Annotated in this window: 25 protein-coding genes and 2 tRNA genes; 13 read left to right on the top strand and 14 right to left on the bottom strand. The window is 60.4% G+C overall.

Translation table 11 applies throughout. The annotated features are described in order from the left end of the window. Positions 1–4 precede the first annotated feature (4 nt). The 3 genes from lipA to AC0J1C_RS04175 all read right to left on the bottom strand — a co-directional run bounded on the left by lipA (position 5) and on the right by AC0J1C_RS04175 (position 2,790). A complete protein-coding gene (gene lipA, locus AC0J1C_RS04165) occupies positions 5–1,060 on the bottom strand; it encodes a lipoyl synthase (protein ID WP_091991685.1) in 1,056 nt (351 codons plus the stop codon). A 174-nt stretch (positions 1,061–1,234) separates the two neighbouring features. Next, positions 1,235–2,512: an O-acetylhomoserine aminocarboxypropyltransferase/cysteine synthase family protein gene (locus tag AC0J1C_RS04170; protein WP_473045731.1), complete on the bottom strand. Its 1,278-nt coding sequence runs from the start codon at positions 2,510–2,512 to the stop codon at positions 1,235–1,237. 95 nt (positions 2,513–2,607) lie between these two features. Further along, complete coding sequence (locus AC0J1C_RS04175) at positions 2,608–2,790, bottom strand: hypothetical protein (RefSeq protein WP_375183424.1); 183 nt, start codon at positions 2,788–2,790, stop codon at positions 2,608–2,610. A 255-nt stretch (positions 2,791–3,045) separates the two neighbouring features. On the opposite strand from AC0J1C_RS04175, the gene AC0J1C_RS04180 reads away from it, so the two are divergent. After that, on the top strand, positions 3,046–3,771 hold the full coding sequence (locus tag AC0J1C_RS04180; RefSeq protein ID WP_473045732.1) for a hypothetical protein: 726 nt from the start codon (positions 3,046–3,048) through the stop codon (positions 3,769–3,771). A gap of 44 nt (positions 3,772–3,815) precedes the next feature. Here the strand turns inward: AC0J1C_RS04180 and AC0J1C_RS04185 are convergent. From AC0J1C_RS04185 to AC0J1C_RS04230, 10 genes are all read right to left on the bottom strand, one after another. Beyond that, positions 3,816–5,065 (bottom strand): IS3 family transposase gene (locus AC0J1C_RS04185; RefSeq protein ID WP_473044084.1). Its coding sequence is split into 2 segments (ribosomal slippage): positions 3,816–4,711 and positions 4,711–5,065, totalling 1,251 coding nucleotides; the frame shifts between segments, so codons are not numbered across the junction. Positions 5,066–5,153: 88 nt separating this feature from the next. Then, positions 5,154–5,230 (bottom strand) — tRNA-Met (locus AC0J1C_RS04190). A gap of 91 nt (positions 5,231–5,321) precedes the next feature. Continuing rightward, entirely contained in the window at positions 5,322–6,413 is a 1,092-nt protein-coding gene (gene ychF, locus AC0J1C_RS04195) for a redox-regulated ATPase YchF (RefSeq protein ID WP_091991681.1), read from the bottom strand. A 75-nt stretch (positions 6,414–6,488) separates the two neighbouring features. Beyond that, positions 6,489–7,079 carry an aminoacyl-tRNA hydrolase gene (pth, locus tag AC0J1C_RS04200; protein WP_375191995.1) on the bottom strand — a complete coding sequence of 197 codons (591 nt, stop codon included), beginning with the start codon at positions 7,077–7,079 and terminating at the stop codon, positions 6,489–6,491. Between the two features lie 30 nt (positions 7,080–7,109). After that, positions 7,110–7,754 carry a 50S ribosomal protein L25/general stress protein Ctc gene (locus tag AC0J1C_RS04205; RefSeq protein ID WP_375191996.1) on the bottom strand — a complete coding sequence of 215 codons (645 nt, stop codon included), beginning with the start codon at positions 7,752–7,754 and terminating at the stop codon, positions 7,110–7,112. Positions 7,755–7,919: 165 nt separating this feature from the next. Then, positions 7,920–8,870 (bottom strand): ribose-phosphate diphosphokinase, encoded by a 951-nt coding sequence (locus AC0J1C_RS04210; RefSeq protein WP_091991677.1) that lies wholly within the window; start codon positions 8,868–8,870, stop codon positions 7,920–7,922. Positions 8,871–8,922: 52 nt separating this feature from the next. Beyond that, a tRNA-Gln gene (locus tag AC0J1C_RS04215) sits at positions 8,923–8,997 on the bottom strand. A 19-nt stretch (positions 8,998–9,016) separates the two neighbouring features. Beyond that, the gene (ispE, locus tag AC0J1C_RS04220; protein ID WP_473045733.1) at positions 9,017–9,880 is read right to left on the bottom strand and encodes a 4-(cytidine 5'-diphospho)-2-C-methyl-D-erythritol kinase; all 864 of its coding nucleotides are present in this window, start codon (positions 9,878–9,880) and stop codon (positions 9,017–9,019) included. Then, positions 9,877–10,509: a lipoprotein insertase outer membrane protein LolB gene (lolB, locus tag AC0J1C_RS04225; RefSeq protein WP_473045734.1), complete on the bottom strand. Its 633-nt coding sequence runs from the start codon at positions 10,507–10,509 to the stop codon at positions 9,877–9,879. Before lolB ends, ispE begins: the two co-directional genes overlap by 4 nt. Beyond that, a complete protein-coding gene (locus tag AC0J1C_RS04230) occupies positions 10,506–12,254 on the bottom strand; it encodes a tetratricopeptide repeat protein (RefSeq protein WP_473045735.1) in 1,749 nt (582 codons plus the stop codon). The genes lolB and AC0J1C_RS04230 overlap by 4 nt, the downstream gene beginning before the upstream one ends. Positions 12,255–12,498: 244 nt before the next feature. Between AC0J1C_RS04230 and hemA the strand changes: the two genes are divergently transcribed. From hemA to AC0J1C_RS04250, 4 genes are read left to right on the top strand one after another with little or no spacing between them, the layout of a single operon-like run. Next, positions 12,499–13,788 (top strand): glutamyl-tRNA reductase, encoded by a 1,290-nt coding sequence (hemA, locus tag AC0J1C_RS04235; RefSeq protein ID WP_473045736.1) that lies wholly within the window; start codon positions 12,499–12,501, stop codon positions 13,786–13,788. Next, a complete protein-coding gene (gene prfA / locus AC0J1C_RS04240; RefSeq protein ID WP_473045737.1) occupies positions 13,785–14,873 on the top strand; it encodes a peptide chain release factor 1 in 1,089 nt (362 codons plus the stop codon). The genes hemA and prfA overlap by 4 nt, the downstream gene beginning before the upstream one ends. Further along, a complete protein-coding gene (gene prmC / locus AC0J1C_RS04245; protein ID WP_473045739.1) occupies positions 14,863–15,717 on the top strand; it encodes a peptide chain release factor N(5)-glutamine methyltransferase in 855 nt (284 codons plus the stop codon). Before prfA ends, prmC begins: the two co-directional genes overlap by 11 nt. A gap of 29 nt (positions 15,718–15,746) precedes the next feature. Continuing rightward, complete coding sequence (locus tag AC0J1C_RS04250; RefSeq protein WP_091991664.1) at positions 15,747–16,493, top strand: molybdopterin-synthase adenylyltransferase MoeB; 747 nt, start codon at positions 15,747–15,749, stop codon at positions 16,491–16,493. Between the two features lie 248 nt (positions 16,494–16,741). On the opposite strand, the gene phrB is transcribed toward AC0J1C_RS04250, so the two are convergent. Then, positions 16,742–18,145, bottom strand: coding sequence for a deoxyribodipyrimidine photo-lyase (gene phrB / locus AC0J1C_RS04255; protein ID WP_473045741.1), 1,404 nt, complete (start codon positions 18,143–18,145; stop codon positions 16,742–16,744). A 225-nt stretch (positions 18,146–18,370) separates the two neighbouring features. Here phrB and AC0J1C_RS04260 point away from each other — a divergent pair, with 225 nt between their 5' ends. The 8 genes from AC0J1C_RS04260 to AC0J1C_RS04295 all read left to right on the top strand — a co-directional run bounded on the left by AC0J1C_RS04260 (position 18,371) and on the right by AC0J1C_RS04295 (position 26,541). After that, the gene (locus AC0J1C_RS04260) at positions 18,371–19,180 is read left to right on the top strand and encodes a hypothetical protein (protein ID WP_375192005.1); all 810 of its coding nucleotides are present in this window, start codon (positions 18,371–18,373) and stop codon (positions 19,178–19,180) included. Between the two features lie 52 nt (positions 19,181–19,232). Next, entirely contained in the window at positions 19,233–20,117 is an 885-nt protein-coding gene (locus tag AC0J1C_RS04265; protein ID WP_375192023.1) for a mechanosensitive ion channel family protein, read from the top strand. Continuing rightward, a complete protein-coding gene (locus tag AC0J1C_RS04270) occupies positions 20,098–20,607 on the top strand; it encodes an ATP-dependent zinc protease (RefSeq protein WP_375192006.1) in 510 nt (169 codons plus the stop codon). The genes AC0J1C_RS04265 and AC0J1C_RS04270 overlap by 20 nt, the downstream gene beginning before the upstream one ends. After that, on the top strand, positions 20,604–21,512 hold the full coding sequence (gene rimK / locus AC0J1C_RS04275; protein WP_091991656.1) for a 30S ribosomal protein S6--L-glutamate ligase: 909 nt from the start codon (positions 20,604–20,606) through the stop codon (positions 21,510–21,512). Before AC0J1C_RS04270 ends, rimK begins: the two co-directional genes overlap by 4 nt. 3 nt (positions 21,513–21,515) lie before the next feature. Further along, the gene (locus AC0J1C_RS04280) at positions 21,516–22,580 is read left to right on the top strand and encodes a succinylglutamate desuccinylase/aspartoacylase family protein (protein ID WP_375192007.1); all 1,065 of its coding nucleotides are present in this window, start codon (positions 21,516–21,518) and stop codon (positions 22,578–22,580) included. Between the two features lie 41 nt (positions 22,581–22,621). Further along, entirely contained in the window at positions 22,622–23,047 is a 426-nt protein-coding gene (locus AC0J1C_RS04285; protein WP_473045742.1) for a secondary thiamine-phosphate synthase enzyme YjbQ, read from the top strand. A gap of 240 nt (positions 23,048–23,287) precedes the next feature. After that, positions 23,288–24,262 carry a TAXI family TRAP transporter solute-binding subunit gene (locus AC0J1C_RS04290; RefSeq protein ID WP_473045743.1) on the top strand — a complete coding sequence of 325 codons (975 nt, stop codon included), beginning with the start codon at positions 23,288–23,290 and terminating at the stop codon, positions 24,260–24,262. A gap of 89 nt (positions 24,263–24,351) precedes the next feature. After that, positions 24,352–26,541, top strand: coding sequence for a TRAP transporter permease (locus AC0J1C_RS04295; protein WP_473045744.1), 2,190 nt, complete (start codon positions 24,352–24,354; stop codon positions 26,539–26,541). Positions 26,542–26,650: the final 109 nt, after the last annotated feature.

Below are 26,650 nucleotides of genomic sequence, written 5' to 3' on the forward strand. Positions count from 1 at the left end.
GGTCTCAGTCGATGGCCTTCACCGGTATCTGCATGGCGTTGGAGGTCTGGGGGACCTCAGGCACGGCGAGACCAAGATTGTTTTTGTCGAATACCTTGTCGGCCCGGTAACTGGAGCGAACCATGGGGCCAGAGGGCACTTCCATGAAGCCTTTCTCAAGGCCGATTTCCCGATAGCGGTTGAACTCTTCCGGGGTCACGTAGCGTTCCACCGGCAGGTGGTTCGGGGTAGGGCGCAGATACTGGCCCAGGGTCAGGATGTCCACGCCGATGGCACGCAGATCGTCCATGGTTTCGAGGATCTCCTCCTCGGTTTCACCCAGGCCCAGCATCAGGCTGGTTTTGGTGAGCACGTCCGGGCGATGCTTCTTGGCGTGTTCCAACACCCGCAGGGTTTTCTCATAACCGGCGCGCGGGTCGCGCACGCGGCGGGTCAGGCGCTTGACCGTTTCCACATTCTGGGCGAACACGTCCAGGCCGGAATCCACCACTTTTTCGACGTCGGACATGACGGCATCGAAGTCCGGTGTCAGGGCTTCCACCGCCACTTCCGGCGTGCGCCGCTTGATGGCCGACACGCAGGCCGCGTAGTGGGCGGCGCCGCCGTCGTCCAGATCATCCCGGTCAACCGAGGTGAGCACGATGTAGCGCAGGCCCATCAGCTCCACCGACTTGGCCGTGTTCTCCGGCTCTTCCGGATCCAGCCAGCCTTTGGGGTTGCCGGTGTCCACCGCACAGAACTTGCACGCCCGGGTGCACACCGAGCCCATCACCATGATGGTGGCGGTGCCAGCGGTCCAGCATTCACCGATGTTGGGGCAGTGGCTTTCCTGGCACACGGTGCTCAGGCGATGTTCGCTGACGTTCTTGCGCACGGCCTCGTAGCGTTCGCCACCGGGCATGCGTGCCCGCAACCATTTGGGCTTGCGTTGTGGCTTCTGCTCCGCCTCTTCTGCCTCCGGTCTGGAGGAGCGCTTGACGCCGTCCTTGATGGCGGAAAAGCCGTGCTCGCTGCGGAATTTGGAACCACTGGTAACGCGGGGCTTGGCGCTGTCGCTCATTACAACCGGACTCTCAATAAAAACGTGGGGACCGTTAAGAGTAATGGGCTGCCAGATCAGATACAAGGCGGGTAGTGGCAATCACGGGGGTGCAGGGCACGACTTTCGTCGTACCCCTTGACCCTTGTCAAATACGCCCCGTTTCCGGGGCGGGTATACGGCGGCGCGCGTCCCTCAGGCCTGGGCTTTGTCCAGGGCCTGGCTGATATCGGCAATCAGGTCGTCCACGTGTTCAATGCCGATGGACAGGCGCACCAGATCTTCACTCACGCCAGCGCTTCTCAGCTCGTCGGGATTCAGCTGGCGATGGGTGGTGGTGGCCGGGTGGCAGGCCAGGGACTTGGCATCACCAATGTTCACCAGCCGCAGAATCAGCTCCAGGGCGTCGATGAATTTGGCGCCGGCTTCCCGGCCGCCCTTGATACCAAAGCTCAGGATCCCTGATGCCTTGCCGCCACAGATCTTGTCGCAGGTTGCCTTATAGGGGCTGTTGGCCAGGGTAGCGTAGTTGACCCACTCCACCGCGGGGTGTTCCTGCAGGTAATTGGCCACCTTCTCGGCGTTCTGGCAATGGCGCTCCATACGCAGGGCCAGGGTTTCCAGCCCCTGCATGATCAGGAACGCGTTGAACGGCGCCAGGGCAGCACCGGTGTTGCGCAGGGGTACCACGCGGCAACGCCCGATAAAGGCCGCCGGGCCCAGGGCGTCTGTGTAGACCACGCCGTGGTACGAAGGGTCCGGCTCATTGAGCATAGGGAACTTATCGGCGCTGGCCTTCCAGTCGAACTTGCCGGAATCCACAATTACCCCGGCCACGGTGGTGCCATGCCCGCCAATGTACTTGGTGAGCGAGTGAATCACGATGTCGGCCCCATGATCAAAGGGGCGGCACAGGAAGGGTGTGGCCACGGTGTTATCCACCATCAGCGGAATGCCGTGCTTGTGGGCAATCTCCGCCCAGCGCTGGATATCCACCACGTTGCCCGCCGGGTTGCCGATGGATTCGCAGAACAGGGCGCGGGTATTGGCATCGATGGCTTTCTCTACGGCGTCAAAATCGTCGTGGCGCACCATCCGGCACTCGATGCCCTGATTTGGCAGCGAATGAGCGAACAGGTTGTAGGTACCACCGTAAAGCTGGCTGGTGCTGACGATGTTGTTACCCACCTTGCAGATGGTCTGCAGGGCATAGGTGATGGCAGCCATGCCCGAGGCCACCGCCAGTGCGCCCACGCCGCCTTCGAGTTCGGCCATCCGCTCTTCAAGCACGGCGTTGGTGGGGTTCATGATGCGGGTATAGATGTTGCCCTGGACCTTCAGGTCGAACAGGTCGGCCCCGTGCTGGGTGTCGTCGAAGGTGTAGGACGTGGTCTGGTAAATCGGCGTGGTGGCGGCCCGGGTGGTGGGGTCGCTCTTGAAGCCTGCGTGCAGGGCGAGAGTTTCCGGTTTCATGTCAACGATCCTTGCTGGTGGTTTGTTGTTCTGGCGTTCAGGACCGAGAGTATGACACAGACTTTACCGGCTAAGCATCGTGGGGGGCATCAGCGTCAGCGGTGACGATTCCGGGCTCGCACGTAGTCGGCTATGGTGGGGTAGAAGAAGATGCCCAGGCAGGCCCAGAACACGCCGATGGACAGCAGGGCGGCCTTGACGCTCGCGCCGGAGAACCCGAGAGCGACGGGCACCAGAACGACGGCCAGGAAAACCGTGAGAGCGTGGCGGGATTTCATAATGCGTACTGCCTTTCATCGCATCGGAGAAAGATTCAATCCTATCCGAATACGGGGCGGGACATTGTCAAAGTTTGTTTAAGTCACGTTCCATTTCTTGCTGTCTCTGGATCACCCTCTTCGGGGCAGTGGAAATTACTGGTGGGGCAACTACAGTTGTGTGCAGGACGCCAACGGATGATCGTCAATCGCAGTAAGACGTCCTGACCGAGTGTTCGTAGTGCATGTAAGGAACGCATGCCGTGGAGTCTTATCATGGATCGAGTTTCCCGTTTGAAGCCAGTCCTGTTTCTCGTCTTGCTTGTTGCCTCCAAGCTTTCATTTGCGAATCCCGAGACACCTTATGTGGTCGGGGTTTTTGAGGGCATTGAGCGCGAGATTGCCGTCGCCGAGGGTGAGCTGGTAGGACGCTTCTCGCCTTACTACGAATGCGTGTTCAGCCGCGTGGAAGGCAATTTCCGATTCGTCGAGATGCCACTGGCCCAGATCCTCTACCAGCTCGACAAGGGTGGAATCGCAGCCGGCTTGCCCCTGGTCCAGACATCGCGACGGGATGAATACGCAGACTTTGGCGGTCTGCTATTTCAGACGGAGTATGTCTATCCGCTGGTTGAAGACCTGCCCCCACTCGATAGTCTGAGTGGTCTCCGCTACGGATTCGTCCGTCGGTTTGTGGGCGACCAGCTCTTGAGGGGAGAGGATCCGAGCGTAATTCATGTCTCGGATTGGGAGCAGGCCGTTGAGATGCTGATCCGTGGGCGCGTGGACGTGGTCGTGTTGCCCTGGGTACTCGTTGATTATTACATGGATGGTTTTGAGGGTGACTACTACGAGCGAACAGCTGCCTGGGTCGACCTGTCACTCTACATTTCCCATGAAGGAGCCAGCAGCAATCTGGCCAATCAAATCAGGCGTTCAGTTCGTGAGTGTCGGTTCATCGCGGAAATGAAGCCGTTGGGCGCCGACGGCATGGGGCTTTGAGGTCTCGCTATGGAATCCGTTCCCGAGCCGGTATGTGACCCGTCCTAATATACGTTGACGGTTTTTGTTGAAGCCAGCTCCCCTCGGGTGCTGGCTTTTTCATGTACCTCTTGTGGCGTTTTCATGCCGAGGCTGAGGTGTGGCCTGTAGGTATTATAGGCATCAACAGACTCCTTGATCAGTACGCCCAACTCGGCAAAGGTTCGACATCGATTGATCAGGAACTCCTGCTTGAGGATGCCGTTGATCCGCTCAGCAAGAGCATTCTGGTAGCAATCATACCCATCGGTCATGGATGGCCGAATCTGATGTTTCCGCAGCACTCCTTGGTACAGAGAAGAGCAGTATTGGATGCCTCGATCCGAATGATGTATCAGGGGTTGGTCGGTCATACGATGACGGACGGCCTGGTTCAGCGCGGCCACGGTATCGGAAGCTTTCATCTCGTGACTGAGGTTATGGCCCATGATCTTGCGTGAGAAGGCATCCGTAACCAGGGATAGATAATGCACCCCCTCATCTGTTTCGACGTAGGTGATATCGCTCACGAAGACCTGCTCGGGACGATGCAGCTCACATCCTGCAAACAGGTTGGGATGCTTCCTCATCCAATGGCGGCTGTCGGTTGTTTTCGTATAGTTTTTCTTCGGATGAACCAGTAACTGGTGCTGACGCAGGTAATCAAACAAACCATCTCGACCCAGCTTGATGCCAAGGGCCTGAAATTCTTCGCGCAACAGATAATACAGCTTGCGTGTTCCCAGTCGCGGCAATCGTTTTCGAATCTGCTGCACAAGCGCTTTAACCGGCTCCAGCTCACTTTGGCGCCTTCTCCGCCGCTGAAGACGCTGATAAACCGCCTGGCGTGTTACTCCAAAGAGCGAGCAGCTTTTGCTCAGGCTTACTTTGCCTTTTGCTTGCAGCGTACGCGCTCCTTGGATAAATACTTTTTTCGCAGACCGGCTCCGTATTCCCGATCCATAATATCGACCATCTCATTGAGCAGGAGATTGCGAAGACGCTCATCTTCTAGCTCTTTTTCAAGTCGCTTGATCTTCTGCTCGGGCGTTTCCTGGGATCGGTTCATGGGCGAGTTCCTCGGCAGGGACCAGTCCAATCTACCATGCTTGCGCAGCCAAGTGAGAACCGTGCTGCGCCCTTGAATGCCGTAGGTCCTTTGGGCCTGTTTATAGGTGAGCTCGCCTTTTTCGACCTGATCAACAACCGCTAATTTAAAGCCCAGGTTGTAATCACGCTGCGTGCGCTTCTTGCGGGTGGGAGTGACGTTGTCCATCTCTGCATCTCCAGATGACAACGTATTTCAGGACGGGTCAATGGCACAAAAAAAGCCCGGCGCTTTCGCGACGGGCTTTTCAGAATACTGGTAGCAAGGGGCGGAGTCGAACCGCCGACCCCAGCATTATGAGTGCTGTGCTCTAACCAACTGAGCTACCTTGCCATTTCGTCTCGGGCAACGCCCCAAACGAGGCGCGTATTTTCAGTATTTGGGCCCAGTCTGTCAAGACTTGGGGCTGGTTTTTCCTGAAAAATTACACGTTGAAGCGGAAGTGAATAACGTCGCCGTCCTGGACGATGTAGTCCTTGCCTTCCAGGCGCCACTTGCCGGCATCCTTGGCGCCGGCTTCGCCATTGAACTGCACGAAATCGTCGTAGCTGACCACTTCAGCACGGATGAAGCCGCGCTCGAAGTCGGTGTGGATGACGCCGGCGGCCTGGGGGGCGGTAGCGCCAATTTTCACGGTCCAGGCGCGCACTTCTTTCACGCCGGCGGTGAAGTAGGTCTGCAGGCCCAGGAGGCTGTAGCCGGCGCGGATCACCCGATCCAACCCCGGCTCTTCCATGCCCATTTCATCCAGGAACATGGCTTTTTCATCGTCTTCCAGTTCCGAGATCTCGGCTTCCAGCTTGTTGCAGATGGGCACCACCACGGCGTTTTCGGATTCGGCAATTTTGCGCACGGTGTCCAGGTGCGGATTGTTCTCGAAGCCGTCTTCGTTGACGTTGGCAATGTACATGGTGGGCTTGACGGTGAGCAGGCACAGCTCGCGGATCAGGGCCATCTGGTCCTTGTCGAGGTTCATGCTGCGCACCGGCTTGCCTTCATTCAGAACCGGCAGCAGTTTCTCGAACATCTCGAGCTGGGCCTTGGCTTCCTTGTCGCCGCTCTTGGCGACGCGCTGCACCCGCTTGATGGCTTTCTCCACGGTTTCCAGGTCGGCCAGGGCCAGCTCGGTGTTGATCACGTCGATATCCGAGGCCGGGTCCACTTTGTTGGCCACGTGGATCACGTTGCCGTCCTCGAAGCAGCGTACCACGTGGGCAATGGCGTCGGTCTGGCGGATGTTGGCCAGAAACTGGTTACCCAGGCCTTCACCTTTGGAGGCGCCGGCCACCAGACCCGCGATGTCCACGAATTCCATGGTGGTGGGCACGACCCGCTGGGGTTTGACGATCTCGGCCAGCTTGTTCAGTCGTGGGTCGGGCATGGCCACCACCCCGGCGTTGGGTTCGATGGTGCAGAAGGGGAAGTTTTCCGCGCCAATGCCGGATTTGGTCAATGCGTTGAACAGGGTGGATTTGCCGACGTTGGGGAGGCCGACGATGCCGCAGTTAAATCCCATGGAATGCCTCTGCTGGTGCTGAAAATTTGCGCGGATTATACCGGTGTGGGGGTGCGTAAGCGAGTAAGGGGAATGTCAGACCCCGGGTTTGAAACTGTGCAGGCGGTTCATGGCGGCCGGGAGTTTGCCATTGGCTGCATCCGGCAGTACCCGCAGGACTTCATCGATCACGGCGTTGAGTTCTTCGGTTTCCTGTTTGCCCAGGCGGCCAAGTACAAAACCGGTGACTTTTCGGCTGTCGCCGGGATGGCCAATGCCAATGCGCAGCCTCTGGAACTCGTTGGTACCCAGATGGGCGATGGCGTCGCGCAGACCGTTGTGTCCGCCGTGGCCGCCGCCTTTCTTGAGTTTGGCGGTGCCAGGAGGCAGGTCGAGTTCGTCGTGGGCAATAAGAATCTGGTGCGGGGCAATCTTGAAAAAGTCTGCCAGGGCCTTGATGGCCAGGCCGCTGCGATTCATGAACGTGGTGGGGTTGAGCAGATGCAGGTCCAGGCCCTGCCACTGAATGCGGGCGTAGAGCCCATGATACTTCTTTTCCGGACGGAGCGTCTGGCCCGCGCTACGGGCCAGAGCATCGACGAACAGGGCGCCGGCGTTATGGCGGGTATTCTCGTAGTCAGGGCCCGGGTTTCCCAGGCCAACCACCATGAGGATATCCTGTGCCATTTACCGTCGCTCCCGTTCGCGCAGGAGTGATTACTCCTTGTCTTCGCCTTCCTCGCCCTCGTCGCCTTCTTCGGCTTCGTCAGCCTTGGCGCCCTTGGGCTTGTGGATGGAGAGAACCGGCAGGTCGTGGTCTTCGCCCTGCTGCAGAGCCGCAATACGCACGCCCTTGGGCAGTTTCAGGTCGCTCAGGTGAACCACCTGATCCATTTCCACGCCCATCAGATCCACTTCGATGAACTCGGGCAGATCTTGCGGCAGACAGATGATTTCCACTTCGGTCATCTGGTGGGAAACTACGCCACCCTGAAGCTTCACGGCCGGAGCGGCTTCCTCGTTGAGGAAGTGAACCGGAACGTTCACGTGGATCTCATGGTCCTTGTCGACGCGCAGGAAGTCAGCGTGGGTCAGGATCGGCTTGTACGGGTGACGCTGCAGATCCTTCAGAATCACACTTTCCTTCTTGCCACCAAGCTCGATGGTCAGAATGTGCGAGAAGAAGGCTTCGTTTTCCAGGGCCTTTTTCAGTTCGTTGTGCCAGATGGCAACCGGTGTTGCGTCTTTTCCGCCACCATAGATGATGGCCGGAATTTTACGCTCCTCGCGACGCAGGCGGCGGCTCGCACCTCTCCCCTGATCGTCACGAGGAAATGCTTCAATCACAAAATCCTGAGACATGCTATGTACCTCAATCGGCATCTGGAGGGCCCGCGACCAGGCTGGCTCCGGATGCTGTTCTCGAAAAGCCGGATTTTTCCGGCTGACTAAAAGAGTCGGGAGCCTGTGTAGGCTCCCGACCCGGTAACTGCTTGTTATGCCTAAATATTAGGGCCGGCAGGCCGCTCAGGCATTCTCGAACATGGCGCTGATGGACTCTTCATTGCTGACGCGACGAATGGACTCCGCCAGCAGTCCAGCCATTCCGAGGACGCGGATTCTATCACAATTCTTCGCTTTGTCACCCAGTGGGATGGTGTCGCACACCACCAGTTCGTCCAGCTGTGAGGCATTGATGTTGTCAATGGCCGGGCCGGAGAGGACCGGGTGGGTAATATAGGCAACAACCCGGGCGGCGCCGTGCTCTTTCAGGGCGTTGGCAGCCTTGCACAGAGTGCCGGCGGTATCGATGATGTCGTCCACCAGGATACAGGTCTTGTCTTTCACATCGCCGATGATGTGCATGACCTGGGAGACGTTGGCCTTCGGGCGACGCTTGTCGATGATGGCGAGATCGGCGTCGTCGAGGCGTTTGGCCACGGCCCGGGCGCGAACCACGCCGCCCACGTCGGGGGAGACCACTACGAAATTCTCGAAACGCTGTTTGAAGATGTCTTCAAGCATCACCGGCGTGGCGTAGATGTTGTCCACCGGAATGTCGAAGAAACCCTGGATCTGGTCGGCGTGCAGATCAACGGTCAGAACCCGGTCAACGCCGATGCTGGAAATCATGTCTGCGACCACCTTGGCGCTGATGGCAACACGGGTGGAACGTACCCGGCGGTCCTGGCGGGCGTACCCGTAGTAGGGGATAACCGCAGTGACCCGTGTGGCGGAGGCACGACGAAGCGCGTCGGCCATCACGATCAGTTCCATCAGGTTGTCGTTGGTGGGGTAGCAGGTCGGCTGGATGATGAAGACATCATGGCCGCGGACATTCTCATTGATCTCGACGGTGGTTTCTCCGTCGCTGAAACGGCCTACAGTGGCCTGACCCATGGGAATGTGGAGTTTGCGGGCAATGGCCTGGGCGAGCTCAGGATTGGCGTTGCCTGCGAAGATCATCAGTTTGGACACGACGGCATCCTTCTCAGTATCGGCGTTTGATTCAGAAGAAGCGGGAGAAAGGTGGCTGGGGTGGCAGGATTCGAACCTGCGCATGACGGGATCAAAACCCGTTGCCTTACCACTTGGCGACACCCCAGTATCGTGCTTTTTTGGCATCATTCCAGCTCTGTTAGCTTTTTGTGCAGAGGTGAGATGTTCACCCCTTTAGCTACGAACCCCATGACGCCGGAGGGTTTGCTTTCCCAGATAATCCGGGCTGCGGATTCTGTCGGGAAACGTCCAAAGATGCAAGCCCCGGTTCCGGTTAATCTTGCAGGTCCGAATTGTGAAAGCCAGTCCAGGCTCTGGTTAACCTCAGGATACAGTTTGCGAACTACATCCTCACAGTCGTTTCGGTACCTCGAGGCGTCTCCCTCAAAAGCGGGCGCTATTTTGATTCTAGGGGTGTTCCTTGTCAACCCTTGCTCGGAAAAAATCTTGCCAGTGTTGATGTTGCATGCAGGCTTGAGAACCACGAACCAGTCCTCCGGTGGATGGGCCTCCGTGAGCTTTTCGCCCACACCCTCTCCGAAGGCGGCATGGCCGCGTACAAACACCGGTACGTCCGCACCCAGGCTGAGGCCGAGGTCGGCCAGCTGGTCCAGATTGAGGCCCAGCTGCCACAGATGATTGAGGCCGAGGAGGGTGGTGGCCGCATTGGAGCTGCCACCGCCCAGGCCACCGCCCATGGGCAAGCGCTTGCGCACATGGATGGTGACTCCGGTCAGGGAGGGTGAGACTTGCCTCATCAAGGCATGCGCGGCGCGGATAACAAGATTGTCGTTGTCGGGAACGCCGGTAAGGGGTTCCGCCAGTCGCACCCCGGGCTGTTCCGGGGTCAGCGTAAAGCCAAGTTCATCACCGTAGTCGAGGAACTGGAACAGCGTCTGGAGCTCGTGATAGCCGTCCGACCGGCGACCGACAATGTGCAGGAACAGGTTCAGCTTGGCTGGCGAGGGCAGGACCAGATCCGGCGTCACGGCGCCTGCTCCTGCCAGTCGCTGATCACCACCCGCACCCTTTTGTCGTCCTTGAGCGCGGTAATCCGGGCCGGCAGCTCCGGATAGTCTGCCAGGAAGGGCTGCCAGCGGTCGTAACGGATCTCCCAGCCGGCCTGACGGATCATTGCCAGTCTGCCCTGTTCTTCGAACAGCAGCCGGTAGTCGCTGGCCGGGGAGGGCAGGCCGCGAATCCACCAGACGAGGTCGTCCAGGGGCAGTTGCCAGCCGGTGGCGGCGGCTACCAGCGCTTCGGGTTCGGATGAACGGTAGGTTTCACCATTGGCAAGGGTGAGTTCAATGAATCCGGGGACGCCTCTGAGGGTGGTGCTGCCCATGCCGAGGAAGGAGGAGGACAGGGCCAGGTCGTAGGCCTCTCCATCCTGGATCCAGTGGTTAATAATCGCCGTGCCGCTGTCCGAGGGCTGGCGCACCGCCAGTTTGCCGCTCAGTTCCCACTGGTCCAGTTGCGCCAAGCGGGCAGATCGGGCCGCCCACTCTGCCGGCGGCTGGTCGGTCATGCCTTCCGGCAGGGGTTCAACCTGAATGCTGGTGCAGGCGCCGAGCGTGACGGCCAGTGCCGCGGCCGCCAGTGAGCGGATCAGGCTCATTGCAGCTCGCTACCGTTGGTCAGGCGGTCAATGGTCTCCCGCAGGACCTCGTGACTGCGGTCCTGCTCCAGGCCTTCCTGCCAGATAATCCGGGCCTGGTCCTCGGCCCCGCTCATCCAGAGGGCCTCCCCGTAATGGGCCGCCACTTCCGGATCCGGGTAGGCATCCCAGGCCCGGGCCAGGTAGTCCAGAGCAGCATCCAGTCGACCTTCCAGGAACAGGACCCAGCCCATGCTGTCCAGAATGGCCGGGTTGTCCGGATCCAGTTTGAGGGCCTCTTCGATATACCCCCGGGCTTCCCGGAGGCGGTCAGTGCGCGTGGTCAGGATGTAGCCGAGGGCGTTCAGGGCCACGGCGTTCTGCGGTTCCTGCTCAATGATGCGGCGCAGATCCGACTCCGCTTCGGCGGTCTGGCCCAGTGTGTCGTAGAGCATGGCGCGGGCGTAACGGATCTCGATGTTGTCCGGATACTGCTCAAGGGCTTCGGTTGCAGTGGTCAGGGCTTCCTGCTGCTGTTTCTCATCCAATAGCAGGTTCACTTCGAGCAGCCAGAAGTTCTCGGCCTGCCGGGGGTTGGCCTCGCGCAACCGGTGAATCCGGTCGATGGCTTGTTCAAGCTGGCCGTTCTCGGCCAGCAAGGCGCTTGCACGGGCCAGTGCGGGGAAATAGTAGTTGCCTTCCTCCACGCTCTGGTAATACCCGATGGCCTGCTCGGTATTGCCTGCCTGGTCCTCAATGCGCCCCAGGTAATAGTTGGCCTCGCTCACGTGGTGGCCCTGTTCCAGCAGGCGGGTCAGTTCCTCACGGGCCAGTTGGGTTTGCCCGTTTTCCAGGGCCACCAGGGCGTGGGAAAGGCGCAGGCCCGGAGTGTCGGGATAGCGTGTTACCAGCCGGGCGAACTCGTCCTGCGCCGCCTGCAGCTCACCCTCGTTGATCAGCATGCGGCCATACAGGGTGCCCATCTGGCGGTTGGCGGGAAACCGCCGGGTGTTGGTGAGCAGGTAATCGAGTGCCTTATTCTCCTGTCCGGTCTGGTAAAGCAGATCCCCCTTGAGGATGATGCCGGGCTGGAAATTGCGGTTCTCCTCAAGCAGGGGTTCCAGTTGTTCCAGGGCTTTCCGGGGTTGACCGGTCACCTTCAGCAGAAGGGCAATGCTGTATTCGAGTTCCGGCGTGTCGGGGTGACGGTCCGCCATCTCCTTATAGAGTGAGAGCAGTTCCTGCTGGTTCTCCTCTGGAAGGTTGCTGGCCATGGCTGCAAGGCTGTCGAAATCCGCATCGCCGCCCTGGTTCATGATCTGTTCCATGTGGTGCATGGCGGTCTGGAGGTCGCTGCCCTTGACGGCCTGGATGGCGGAAATGCGGTGGGCCTGCAGGTTGTCCGGATCCACCTCAAGCCACAGCTCCGCCAGTTGCTTCTGGGCGTTGTCCCCGTTCAGCGATTGGGCAATGCGCATGGCCCGTTCAATAACGCCCAGGTCCCGGGACTGTTTGGCGGCATTGAGGTAGTTCACCAGAGTGATATCGAAGCGGCCCCGCTGGGCCGCAATTTCGGCAGAGAGCAGCAGGTAGAGGGTTTCCGGCTCGAAGTCGGCGTATTCAATGGGTGCAGGCGACTTGCTCTGCTCAGCCTTGGCGTTCGCCGGCTCCGGGGCGGGTGGCTCATCGGTGCCGTTCAGGCTTGCACAACCCGCCAGGGTCAGGCCAAAAAGGGAGGTGAGGAACAAGGGTACGGATTTATGCATGCAACTTCCCATGATCTGTCGAAAAACGCGTCAGAATAGCCGCCCCACCTGTGGAACCGGGATAGATAAGGTTCGGGCTCAGGCCGAGCCCCTATAATGGCATAAGCGTTTGATCTTGCCCAACCTGTCCGCACTTGCCGAAGCGTCCGAGCTTTCAGGTGGCAGCAAGGCCTTCTGATCGTTAAAATGGCAGGCATTGTGAAGGTTTTGACATCTTTCCGGTAAAAGGTCGTACATCCCGCCCATGGCACTTTTAACGCTCGGCATCAATCATCGCACCGCCCCCGTAGAGCTTCGGGAACGGGTGGCGTTCACGCCTGAGCGTATGGCCGAGGCGTTTGCCGAGCTGCGCGCGACCTCCGGCGCCAGCGAGTCGGCCATCCTGTCCACCTGCAATCGTACCGAGCTCTACCTGGCGGGCGATGACGACTGTGCGCCCATGGTGCTTCGGTGGCTGGCAGGCTTCCACGGTCTTGAGGCGGCCGAGCTTGAAGAAGCGCTCTACATGCATCGGGATGGTGATGCCGTGAGGCACATGATGCGTGTGGCGGCCGGGCTGGATTCCATGGTTTTGGGTGAGCCCCAGATTCTGGGGCAGCTAAAAGACGCTTATGCCTTGGCGCGGGAACATGGGGCCAGTGGCTCCTTCCTGTCACGTCTGTTTGAGCATACGTTTTCGGTGGCCAAGCGGGTGCGAACCCAGACAGCCATCGGCGAGAATCCGGTATCAGTCGCCTACGCGGCGGTGAGCATGGCGCACCACATTTTTGCCGACATGTCCCGCAACAAGGCGCTGCTGATCGGTGCTGGCAAGACCATCGAGCTGGTGGCTCGTCATCTGGCCGATGCCGGCGTCCGCGACTTTCTGGTGGCCAACCGTACCCTTGAGCGCGCGCAGGCGCTGGCGGAATCACGCGGCGGCAAAGGCATTGTGCTGTCCGAAATCCCGGAGCACCTGCCGGATGTGGATATCATCATCTCCTCCACCGCCAGTCCTCTGCCCATTCTGGGCAAGGGCGCCGTTGAGCGTGCCTTGAAGCGGCGCAAGCACCGGCCCTATTTCATGGTGGATATTGCAGTACCCCGGGATATCGAGCCCGAGGTGGGTTCGCTTGCCGATGTGTACCTGTACACCGTTGACGACCTGCGCCAGGTGATTGAAGAGAACATCCGCTCCCGTGAGGGCGCGGCCCGGGAAGCGGAAAACCTGGTGGCTGCAGGGGTTCAGGATTTCCTCAATCAGCTCCGGGCCCTGGATGCTGTTTCCACCCTCAAGCAGTTCCGGCAGCGTGCGGAACTGCTGCGCGACAACGAAACCGATAAAGCCCTGAGAGCCCTGCGCAACGGCGGTGACCCCGAAACCGTGTTGCGCAGTCTGGCGCGGGGCCTGACCAACAAGCTTCTGCACGAACCCTCGGTTCAGGTTCGCAAGGCCACAACCGAAGGTCGAACCGAGGTGACAGAGTGGCTGCGTGAATTGCACCAGCTGGATGCACTGGACGCGGACGCGACGACCACTCCGGAAAAACTATGAAGCCATCGATCCAATCCCGCCTCGAGCAACTGACAGACCGCTTCGAGGAAGTCAGCGCGTTGCTCAGTGATTCCTCCATCATTGCCCAGCAGGACAAGTTCCGGGACCTTTCCCGGGAGTTTGCCGAGATTGAACCCATCGTTCAGTGCTTCGAGGCCTGGCGCAGCTCGCTCAGCGACATCGAAGCGGCCCGGGAACTGGCCAAGGACGGCGACGCCGACATGCGCGAGATGGCCGAGGAGGAACTGGCTCTGGCCCGGCAGAAGAGTGAAGAGCTGGACGAGGAGCTCCAGCGACTGATGCTGCCAAAGGACCCGAACGACGGCAAGAACGTGTTCCTGGAAATCCGTGCCGGAACCGGCGGCGACGAGGCCGCGATTTTTGCCGGTGACCTGTTCCGCATGTACTGTCGCTATGCCGAGCGCCGACGCTGGCAGGTGGAGGTGCTGAGCGAGAGCGAGGGTGAACACGGGGGCTACAAGGAACTCATCGCCCGGGTGGCCGGCGACGGTGTGTATGGCACTCTCAAGTTCGAGTCGGGCGCCCATCGCGTGCAGCGGGTGCCCGAAACCGAATCCCAGGGCCGGATCCACACCTCCGCCTGTACCGTGGCGGTGATGCCGGAAGCCGACGAGGCCGAGGCCATCGAGATCAACAAGGCCGACTTGCGGGTGGACACCTTCCGGGCTTCCGGGGCCGGTGGTCAGCACGTTAACAAGACTGATTCGGCGATCCGCATCACCCATCTGCCCACGGGCATCGTAGTGGAGTGCCAGGAAGAGCGCTCCCAACACAAGAACCGGGCCAAGGCACTGAGTCTGCTGGCATCGCGGCTGCAGAATGCCGAGAACGAGCGCCAGCAGAAATCCATGGCCGAGACCCGCAAGAGCCTGGTGGGCAGTGGCGACCGTTCCGAGCGGATCCGCACCTACAACTTCCCCCAGGGCCGGGTGACCGATCATCGTATCAACCTCACGCTCTACAAGCTGGATGAGGTGATCGCCGGGGATCTGGATGCGGTGGTGGTGCCTCTGCAGCAGGAGCACCAGGCCGAGTTGCTGGCCTCGCTTGCCGATGACCAGTGAACCCTCACTGACCTGCGAGACCCTCCTGCAGGCTGCCTCTGTACGGATTGGTGGCGATTCGCCGAGGCTGGACGCCGAGCTTCTGCTCAGCCATGTCACCGGCTTGAGCCGGACCCGCTTCCGGGCCTGGCCGGAGCAGTCAATTCCGGCAGATCAGGCGGAGGCGTTCGAGGCCCTGGTTCGGGAGCGGGAGGCCGGTCGCCCGGTTGCACACCTGTTGGGACACCAGGAATTCTGGTCGCTGCCCCTGAAAGTCTCGGCCTCAACTCTGATTCCCCGACCCGACACGGAAAGCCTGGTGGAAGCCGCCCTCGCACTGCCGTTGCCCGGGGATGCCCGGGTTTTGGATCTGGGCACCGGAACCGGTGCCATTGCCCTGGCCCTGGCCAGTGAACGCCCGGATTGGCAAATTGTCGCCAGTGATGCAGTCGCCGGGGCGGTGGATCTGGCCCGGGAGAACGCTCGGGATTTGGGGTTGTCTGTCACCGTGGTTGAAAGCGCCTGGTATGCCGGGCTGCAGCCGCAGCGATTTGATCTGATTGTCTCCAATCCCCCCTATATACCGGAGCAAGATGAACATCTGGTCCTTGGCGATGTGCGCTTCGAACCTGCCTCTGCCCTGGTCTCGGGCCCCGATGGCCTGGATGACCTGAAATTGATCGTGGAGCAGGCGCCGGACTGGCTGGTTGAAGGCGGCTGGCTGTTGGTGGAGCATGGCTATGATCAGGCAGAATCCGTGGCGGCCCTGTTTCGGGAGCGAAGCTTTTCCAGTATCCGTGGAATACAGGATTATGGTGGTCGGGACCGGCTGACCCTCGGCCAGTGGTTGGCGTCAGCGGATTGAAACGGCCCAGGCCGGGTAGGGAGATGTGAATGCTTAGTGACGAAGAACTATTGCGCTACAGTCGGCAGATCCTGATGCCCAGGTTCGATATTGCCGGCCAGGAAACCCTGAAGTCTGCCCGGGTGCTGGTGCTTGGTGCCGGCGGCCTGGGTTGCCCTGTGGCGCTCTACCTGGGTGCCGCTGGCGTGGGTAACCTCACGCTGGTGGACGACGACACGGTGGAGCTGGCCAACCTGCAGCGCCAGATAGGTTTTGACCAGGGCCATTTGGGCGAATCCAAGGCGCAAAGCCTGGCCGAGCGGGTGCTCCGGATCAATCCGCTGGTGTCGGTGACTGCCGTGAATGAGCGCCTGGAGGGCGACGCTCTGGCCCGTCGGGTGGAGGAGGCGAGTCTGGTGGTGGATTGCACCGATAACTTCAACACCCGGTTTGCCCTGAATCGCGCCTGCGTGGCGGCAAAGGTGCCGCTGGTGTCCGGCGCCGCCATTCGCGGGGAAGGCCAGCTCTCGGTTTACGACAGCCGGCGCGAGGACAGTCCCTGTTACCACTGTCTGTATCCTGAGCAGGGCAATGAGGATCTGACCTGTTCGGAGGCTGGGGTGATTGCGCCTCTGGTGGGGATGATTGGCGCGGCCCAGGCGATGGAGGCCATCAAGGTGATTTCGGGGGTGGGCGAGCCGCTGATCGGGCGGCTGTTGATTCTGGATGCCTGGCAGATGCAGTGGCGGGAGATGAAGCTGGCTCGGGATCCTTCCTGTCCGGTTTGCTCGGGCTAACGATACTCCTGAGTATCGGGCTTGGTGGGCGGCTTCCCAAAACACGCCATAAATACGTCCTTGTAGGCTCCGCTCCGCCCTCTGTCGCTAATGCTCCTGCGTCGCGCCAGAGGTCCTGGGCAAGCCTTCCCTGGCTTGCCCGTGAAGTGCTGCGCACTCCACCCATGGCTCCGCAGGGTTTTGGGAAGCCGCCCACCAAACCCTCGTTGAACATTTGAGTCAGCTGTTCTCCGCGGTTTTGGGCTTTTTCAGTTTTTCAGCTCCTGAAACCTCGCGATTGCCTCTTTCCGCGTTTCTTTCAGATCGACGATCTGTCGAGGATATCCTTTCGGAATCACACCGCCTTTGGCGCCCGGGTCGTGGATGCGTTTGCTGTCGAGCTTTGCGAGTTCCGGAACCCATTCCCGGATAAAGTCGCCGTTCGGGTCAAAACGTTCGCTCTGGGTCACCGGGTTGAACACCCGGAAATAGGGGGCAGCGTCGGTGCCGGTGGAGGCGCTCCATTGCCAGCCGCCGTTGTTGGAGGCCAGGAAGCCGTCAATCAGGTTGGACATGAACCAGGCCTCGCCCAGGCGCCAGTCGATGAACAGGTTCTTGGTCAGGTACATGGCGGTGATCATGCGCAGGCGGTTGTGCATCCAGCCGGTTTCCCGGAGTTGGCGCATGGCGGCGTCGACGATGGGTACGCCGGTGTTTCCGGTTTTCCAGGCTTCGAAGTGCTCGCCGGGGGTGTTCCAGTGCAGGTCTTCGGTTTCGGGTTTGAAGGCGCGGTGCATGCTCACCCGTGGGTAGTGGTAAAGAATGTGCACATAGAAGTCGCGCCAGGCGATTTCGTTGATCCAGGTGCTCAGGCCCTGCTGGTTGCCGCCCGCACCCTGGGCCTGTCTGGCGGCGATCAGGCACTGGCGCCCGGAAAGCACGCCGTTGGCCAGGTAAGGGGAGAGCTGGCTGGTGCCATCAACAGCCGGAAAGTCTCGCTGATCCTTGTAGGCGCCGGCCCGGTGCTCGAGGAATTGTTCCAGCTGGTTGTGGGCGGCGTCTTCGCCGGTGGCTACCAGGGGCTCCGGGGCATTGCGGAAGGCCTCGGGTACGGCGTCAATGCGCTCCGGTTTCAGGCGATCGCCCCGGGAAGCCGGGGCTGGAAACAGGCCTGGCTGGGTCTCGTCGATCCAGCTGCGCCAGCGTCTGGAGAAGGGCGTGAATACGGAGTAGGGCTCGTTCTGCTGGGTCAGTATCTCGCCCACGGGGGCCACGGTCTGGTCCCGGTATTTGCGCACGCCGATGTCCAGGTCGTCGAGCCGGGCTTTTATGGTTTTGTCCCGTTTCCGCTCGTTAACGCCGTATTCCTCGTTGAAGTGCAGGGTACGGATGCCCTCGTGCGCACAGTGGTCTGCCAGGGCATCGATGCTGTCGCTGAAACGCCGGGCGTGGATAAAGGAGAGCGGGATGCCCAGTTCCGCCAGCCGTTCGGCCAGGGCGTTGGCATGCGCAATGACGAACTGCACCCGGGCCGGTGACCAGTCGTGTTCCTGCCACTGCTCCGGGGTGAGGATAAAACAGGCCCTGACTGTGTCTTCACTCTCACAGGCGGCCGTGAGTGCCGGGTTGTCGGCAATGCGCAGATCGTTTCGGAACCAGACCAGTTGTGTCATCCGTCATCCATTGCTGTTGAAGTGGTTGGTGTAGGGGTAAATACAGCCCGGTGCTTCAATAAAATCACTGACTTGGATATTCGCCCGGGCTGGTGGATTGGATTATAGTTAAGGCACTTTACGGGTAAGAACACGCCAGGCCGGTCAAGAATAGGTCAGTGCAGAATACCCGAGTGCAGAACATCATCAGTCAGCCGGTCAATTTCCAGGAGTCTGGTTCGGAACATGGAGAACACAACCGAGGGCCGTCGAGACGGCGTGTGGGCCCAGCCGTATTCGCTGGCTTCCGGGCAGACCCAGTACCACCAGTTGGGTCACATCCGATTGTGGGTCACGATGCTGGATCTCGAGTGGCAGATCAGGTCTGAGACTCTCGAGCTCGACACCGAGCCGGTCGGTTGGACCGAAACCATTGGCCATACCCTGCCGTCGGCATCGGTTCCGCTGCAGCGATTCATCCGGGAAAACCCGTCTTCGACGGTCACCTTCGTACCTGCCCTGGCCAAGCTGCCCACAGTCATCCGGCCGTTCCAGCCGCTCACCATTCCGGCGGGCGGCCGCTGCACCATCTATGTGGGCACGCTGGTCTGGATGAAGGTCTGTGTCGGGGAGCGTCAGGCGGTACTGACGGAAATTCCCCTGGCAACGCCGTCACTCACCTGGGTGGGGCGTAACACCATGGAGGGCGAGCTGTGTTACGCATCGGCCAGTGTTGCCCGGCTGGTGTTGGAGGCTGTGCCCAAGCGCCCCTGGCGGGCAGTGACACCGGTCACCCTGATCAACAGCCGGGACGAGCCGCTGCTGCTGGAGCGGTTCAGTCTGCCAACGCCGTTGTTGTCGCTGCACCTCAATGAGCGGGGCCAGCTGTGGACGCCGGGTGTGACGGTGGAGGTGGAAACGGAGCTGAATTCCGCCAGCCTGCACGTGGAGCAGAGCCTGCTTGCGGCCGCCGGCCCCTGCAGGCACGTGGCGGATGCCCGTGAAAAAGTAGCCCGTGGCCGTCTGGTTCGGGCGTTTGACCGAATGTTCGGCTGATCCGGATCTTGATGGAGCTGTTATCGTGCTAGAGACAATCGAGGCAGGCGTGATGAGGGTGTTTACCGACATCGCCTGGGGCCAGTGGATCAGTTCGGCATTCCTGATGGTTCTCGGTATTTTCCTGGCGTCCCTGGCTGCCCGCAGTGTCACCCGGTTCATGGCCGAACGCTCCACCCGCCATCACACAGTGATGGTTCGGCGGCTGGTGTTCTATCTCATCATCATCCTGTTTTTCGTTGCGGCCTTGCGCGAGGCCGGTTTTTCCCTGGATGTGGTACTGGGTGCTGCCGGTATTCTTACCGTGGCCATTGGTTTTGCCTCCCAGACCTCGGCCTCGAACATGATCAGCGGCCTGTTCCTGCTGGTGGAAAAACCGTTCGAGATTGGTGACTTTATTGAGGTGGAAGCCACCATGGGCGAGGTGGTGGGCATTGATATGCTCAGCGTGAAACTGCGAACCTCCGATAACCTCTACGTGCGCATTCCCAACGAGACGCTGATCAAGACCCGTGTGGTGAACCGGTCCCGGTTTCCCATCCGCCGGCTCGACCTGACCGTGGGAATTGCCTACGCTGAAGATGTGGAACGAGTTGAAGCGCTACTGCTGGGGTTGGCGGAAAAGGACCCCAACTGCCTGGAAGAGCCCAAGCCTTTTACCCTGGTGACCGCCTTCGGCCCTTCGTCCGTGGATCTCCAGTTTTCCTTCTGGGTGCCCAAAGACCGGGTGCTTGAGGGGCGTAGCGGGATGATGGTCGCCATCAAGAAAACCCTGGACCAGGAGGGAATCGAGATTCCGTTCCCCCACACCAGTGTTTATGCCGGCAGTCATTCCGAGCCCTTCCGCATTCAGTTGATGGGTGCGGACGGAGCGCCGGCACCAGTGCCTGAAACAGGAAACGATAAGGATCGCCCGGATGTCGACAAAAACCACTGACACAGCCGCCCCGCCGTTGAAGACGATCAGGCCAAAACCTGCCGAGAACAAGGTTGACCTGGGGTGGCGTGAATGGGTGGCTCTGCCGGACCTGGACATCGGCCGGATCAAGGCCAAGATCGACACCGGGGCGCGCACCTCGTGTCTGCATACCTTTCGGGTGGAACCCTACACGGAGAATGGCGAACGCCGCGTCCGGTTCTGGGTGCATCCGGTCCAGAACGACCTGCATCAGGTGGTGGAATGCGATGCCCGGGTCCTGGACGAACGCAACGTTTCCGATTCCGGCGGGCACAAGGAAATGCGCCTGGTGATTGAAACCACGCTGGTGATCGGTGGCCAGAGCTGGCCCATTGAAATGACATTGACCAACCGCGATTCCATGCGGTTCCGGATGCTGCTCGGTCGAACCGCCATGGCGGGTCGCGCGGTGGTCTATCCTGAAGCTTCCTATCTTGCCGGTGAACCGGCCCTAAGGACTGATAAATGAAAATTGCGGTACTGTCGCGAAACCGCCATCTGTACTCCACCCGTCGTCTGGTGGAAGAAGGCATCAATCGTGGCCATGAGGTGAAGGTGATCGACTGCCTTCACTGCTCCATGAACATCACCTCTGCCAATCCCCAGATCCATTACCACGAGGAGGTCCTGGAGGACTTCGACGTGGTGATCCCCCGGATCGGCGCCTCGGTTACCTTCTACGGTACCGCCGTATTGCGCCAGTTCGAGATGATGGGGGTGTTCCCGGTGAACGAATCGGTTGCCATCAGCCGCTCCCGTGACAAACTGCGCTCCCTCCAGCTGCTGGCGCGCAAGGGCGTGGGCATGCCGATCACCGGCTTTGCCAACAAGCCGGATAACGTACCGGAGCTGTTGAAGATGGTCGGTGGCGCGCCGGTGGTGATCAAACTGCTGCAGGGGACCCAGGGCATTGGCGTGGTGCTGGCGGAAACCCGCAAGGCAGCAGAGAGTGTGATTGAAGCGTTCATGGGCCTGAAGGCTGATATTCTGGTGCAGGAATTCATCAAGGAAGCAGGCGGTGCCGATATCCGCTGCTTCGTGATTGGCGACAAGGTGATTGCCGCAATGAAGCGCCAGGGGGCCGAGGGCGAATTCCGCTCCAACCTGCATCGGGGGGGCACGGCTTCGCTGGTACGCATTACTCCGGAAGAACGCCGAACTGCCATCAAGGCCGCCAAGGCCATGGGCCTGAACGTGGCCGGCGTTGACCTGCTGCGTTCAAGTCGAGGACCGCTGGTGATGGAGGTGAACTCTTCGCCGGGCCTGGAAGGCATCGAGAACGCCACCGGCAAGAACGTGGCGGGCATGATCATCAACTGGACCGAGAAAAACCAGAAGCCCTGGAAAACCGGGACCAAAGGGGGGAGAGGCTGAGCCATGGCCCGATCGCCCTTCGAGATTGCCGGCAGCCAGATCAAGGCGGGCACCCGCCAGACCGTGGAAGTACCGGTGGCCAAGCTGTACACCCACACCCCCCTGCATATTCCGGTGGAGGTGGTTCATGGGCGCCGGGACGGGCCGGTGCTGATGGTGTGCGGTGCCATCCACGGCGACGAGATCAACGGCGTGGAAATTGTTCGCCGGGTGCTGACCAATTCGGCCCTGAGGCACCTGCGCGGCACCCTGGTGGCGGTGCCCATCGTCAACATTTTCGGCTTTGTGCAGCGCACGCGGTATCTGCCGGACCGCCGCGACCTGAACCGCTGTTTCCCGGGCAGTGAAACCGGCTCGCTGGGTGGGCGAATTGCCTACCTGCTGAGAAGTCAGATCATGGAGAAGGTCACCCACATCATCGACCTGCATACCGGCGCGGTGCATCGGTTCAACCTGCCGCAGATCCGGGCCGAGCTGAAGAACCCGGAGACCGTGCGTATGGCCGAGGCCTTCGGGGCGCCCATCATCATCAACTCCGGTCTGCGCGAAGGCAGTTTGCGCGCCTACGCGGACTCCCAGGACATTCCGGTGATCACCTTCGAGGGCGGTGAGGCGCTGCGGTTCGATGACGTGGTGATCAGCAGTGGCGTGAAAGGCGTTATCCGGGTGATGCGGGAACTGGCCATGGTGCCCCCGAAAAAAGGCCCCAAGGCCCCGAGGAAGCGCTCGGAAACCGCCGCCAACTCCCAGTGGGCGAGGGCAGACATCGACGGCATCATGCGCCCGGTCGCCCGCCTCGGCCAGAAGGTGCGTAAGGGCCAGCGCCTGGCCATGGTGGCCGACCCCTTTGGTGAGTCGGAAACCGCCGTGGTATCACCCTGTTCGGGCATTGTCATCTGCGTGAACAACCTGCCCCTGGTGAACGAGGGCGAGGCCATTTACCACGTGGCCCGCTTTGACGAGCTTAGCGAGGCCGAGAAGGCCATGGAGTATTTCCGCAGCAGTTATGAGGGCGACATGGGCGATGCGGTAGTGCCCGTGCACCCATGGGACGACCGGCAGAAATAGCAGGCACTAGCGCTGGCAACTGCGCACCGAGGAGGGCCATCATGATCTGGGATCAGACATTCATCGAGCTGGCACCCATGCCCCGGGGCTTCCATCTGGTGACCAACGACGTTGTCGCACAGGCGCCGGAGCTGACCCATTGCGAGGTCGGCCTGTTGCATCTGTTTATCCAGCATACTTCCGCCTCCCTGGCGGTAAACGAGAACGCCGATCCGGATGTCCGGGGCGACCTGGAACGTCACTTCAACGTGATGGTGCCCGAGAACGCCCCCCACTACGAGCACGTGGCCGAGGGCCCGGACGACATGCCGGCACACATCAAGAGCATCCTGATCGGACCGTCCCTGACTCTCCCGGTACATCATGGCCGCCTGGCCCTCGGCACCTGGCAGGGGGTCTATCTCTGCGAGCACAGGGACCGGGCCGGCAGCCGACGGATCGTGGCGACGTTGCAGGGGCGTTGGTAAGACAGCATCGTTTCGCCCGGAGCCCTCACACATCGAGGTGTTTCGGTTCCCACCCATCACTTGCGAGGGATGGGTGGAAAACCACCCATTGTCGGGTTCTGTATGGAGTCCAATAGTTTTAACCGGCTGGTTTAAAAGAATTTTCGGGATTTGGTCTGGTCCTTGCTGTACCCGGAGAATCGAAGCCTTTTCGCTTCGTTGAGCACCCAACTAACAAAACGATATCAGGGAGCATCCTCTATGAAGATCAAAGCCGTTCTGGCAGCCGCCGTTGCCACTACCATCATCGCCGGCCCCGTAGCCGCCCAGGACAAGTCCGACTGGCCCCAGAGCTTCACCATCGGTACTGCAAGTCAGGGCGGAACCTACTTTGCCTACGGTTCTGGCTGGGCCAACTACATGGCCGAGACCCTGGGTATTTCCGGTGGCGCCGAGATCACTGGCGGCCCGATGCAGAACATGGCGCTGGTGCACACCGGTGACCTCAACTTTGGCCTGACCACCATGGGCCCGGCCCGTGAATCACTGGAAGGCAACAGCCCGCTGGCTCCGGGCATGGCCATGGACAACGTCTGTGCCATGTTCCCCATGTACCAGACTCCGTTCTCGGTAACCACGCTGTCCAGCTCCGGCATCACGTCCATCGCCGACATCCCCAATGGTGCCAAGATTGGTTTCGGCCCGGCCGGTTCCACCTCTGACACCTATTTCCCGAAGATGATGGAAACCCTGGGTGTGAACTTCGAGCGTCGTAATGGCAGCTGGGCCGACCTGGGTACCCAGCTTCAGGATGGCCTGATTGACGTGGTTGCCTTTGCCGCCGGGATTCCCATTCCCGCCGTAAGCCAGCTGGAAGTGCAGACCGACGTGAACATCATCGGTATGACCGAGGAAGAGCTGAAGAAGATCACCGATGCCTTCCCTGTGGCCGAATTCACGATCCCGGCCAGCACTTATCAGTCGCTGGATGAGCCGTCCACCGTAGTGTCCATGTGGAACTTCGCGATCGCCAACTGCGACGTCTCTGAAAGCCTGGTCTATGAGATGGTGAAGACCACCATGGAAAACAACGACAAGATGGTGTCCATCCACAAGGCGGCGCGTACCAGCGTTCCTGAGAACTACACCAAGAACAATGTTCTGCCCTGGCATCCGGGTGCAGCGCGTTGGTTCAATGAAAACGGCTACGAGATTCCGGCAGACCGGATCAAGTAACACCCGTAGCTTCTGAGGGGGCTGCTTCGGCAGCCTCCTGATTTTCTAGCCCAGATTCCATTTCGTTGCCCCGCTAGCAGGCTTGAACCATGTCCACTGAACGCGAACTCCAACATTCGCCCCGGGTAACCGAGGACGAAGACCACATTCTGGCCCACAATGTCGATGAGGAGCCGGTCGAGGCCAATCGACGGTTGTTCGATGGCTGGCTACTGAAACCGGTGACGGTTCTGACGATTGCCTATTCGTCGTTCCATCTGTACACCCTGAATATCACCCCGCTGGAAACCTGGTCGTTCCGGATTGTTCACGTGGCTGGTGCACTGCTGCTCGGCTTCATGCTCTATGCGGGCACACGGTTTGCCACCGCTGAAGAGGGCGGTGCCCGCCACCGCTGGACCACCTGGATGGCGGCCGTGGCGCTGTTGCCTGCGTTCTATTCCCTGTACCAGGCGTTCGCTTTCTACCAGACCCTCAACAACGGGGCCATGCGCATTGCGCCGGAGCTTGAGACCTGGCACTACGGCTGGCCGCTGCTTGCCGCCACCTCCCTCGGCATCATTCTGAGCTGGTTCCACCAGCGGGAACGCTCACGTTGCAGTGTGCCGGACCTCGTGCTGATGGTCTGCTCCCTGTCTGTCGCCGCTTATCTGCTGGTGGTTTACAACACCAACATCCGTATGTCGACGGGCACCCCGTTCTCACCCGTGGGCATCTCCTTTGCCGCGGTCGCTGGCAGCGCCCTGATACTGGAAATGACCCGCCGCGTGGCTGGCATGGCGCTCGTGATCATCGGCCTGGTGTTCGTGGCCTATGTGTTTGTCGGACCTTACCTGCCGGGCTTCCTCGGCTACCCGGGCCTGTCGGTCAAACGTTTCTTCAGTCAGGTATACACCGACGCCGGTATCCTTGGACCCACCACCGCGGTGTCGTCCACCTACATCATCCTGTTCATCATCTTTGCCGCCTTCCTGCAGGCGTCCAAGGTGGGTGACTACTTCGTGAACTTTGCCTTTGCGGCCGCCGGCCGGTCCCGTGGCGGTCCCGCCAAGGTGGCCATCTTTGCCTCCGGTCTTATGGGCATGATCAACGGCACCAGTGCCGGCAACGTGGTATCCACCGGCTCGCTGACTATCCCGCTGATGAAGAAAGTGGGTTACAAGAAGACCTCCGCCGGCGCCGTGGAAGCCGCCGCGTCAACGGGCGGTCAGATCATGCCCCCGATCATGGGTGCCGGTGCCTTCATCATGGCCGAGATTACCGGCATCCCCTACACCGAAATCGCCATCGCGGCGGTGATTCCGGCGATCCTGTATTTCGCGTCGGTTTACTTCATGGTGGATTTCGAAGCCGCCAAGACTGGCATGCGAGGCATGCGTGAGGACGAACTGCCCAAGCTGCGGCGTCTGATCAAGCAGATCTATCTGTTCATCCCGATCATTATCCTGATTGTGGCGTTGTTCCAGGGTTACTCCGTTATCCGGGCCGGCACCCTGGCGACCGTGTCAGCCGCCGTTGTGAGCTGGCTGTCGCCCAACAAGATGGGCATTCGCGCCATCCTCCGGGCGCTGGACCTGGCGTCGATCATGTCCATCCAGATCATCGTGGTGTGTGCTGCCGCGGGCATCATCGTCGGGGTTATCTCCCTGACCGGTGTTGGTGCGCGGTTCTCGGTGCTGCTGCTGGATGTTGCTGAAGCCAGTCAGTTGCTGGCGCTGATTTTCGCGATGTTCATTTCCATCCTGCTGGGTATGGGCATGCCCACCACGGCCGCCTATGCGGTGGCTGCGTCGGTGGTTGCGCCCGGTCTGGTGCAGCTGGGCATTGAGCCGCTGACGGCGCACTTCTTCGTGTTCTACTTTGCTGTCGTGTCTGCCATCACACCACCGGTTGCGCTTGCCTCCTACGCTGCGGCGGGTATTTCCGGAGCCAACGCCATGGCTACCTCGGTGGCCTCGTTCCGGATCGGTATTGCCGCGTTCATCGTACCGTTCATGTTCTTCTACAACAGCGCGCTGTTGATGGACGCAGGCTGGTTCGAGATTGCACGGGCGCTGGTGACCGCCACCTTCGGTGTATACCTGTTGTCGGGCGGCGTACTGGGCTGGTTCGGGCAGGTATCTGCCTCCTGGACGAGCCGAATTATGCTCATCGCCGCAGCTCTGCTGATGATCGAAGGCGGTCTGTGGACCGACCTCACCGGCGTTGGCCTGGCACTGGTGGTGTTTGTTATCCAGAAGCAACGCAGGGCCCGTCTGGCGACTGCCAACCCGGCGTGACCGGGAGCGGTCTCCGATGAACAGAGCAGCCGGGCCCTGGCCCGGTTGCTCTGTGGTTCGGTCGGCTATACTCTGGCGGCTTTCAAGAGTCATGCAGGAACCGGCTTCT

This window comes from Marinobacter sp. E2 (genome assembly GCF_055755345.1).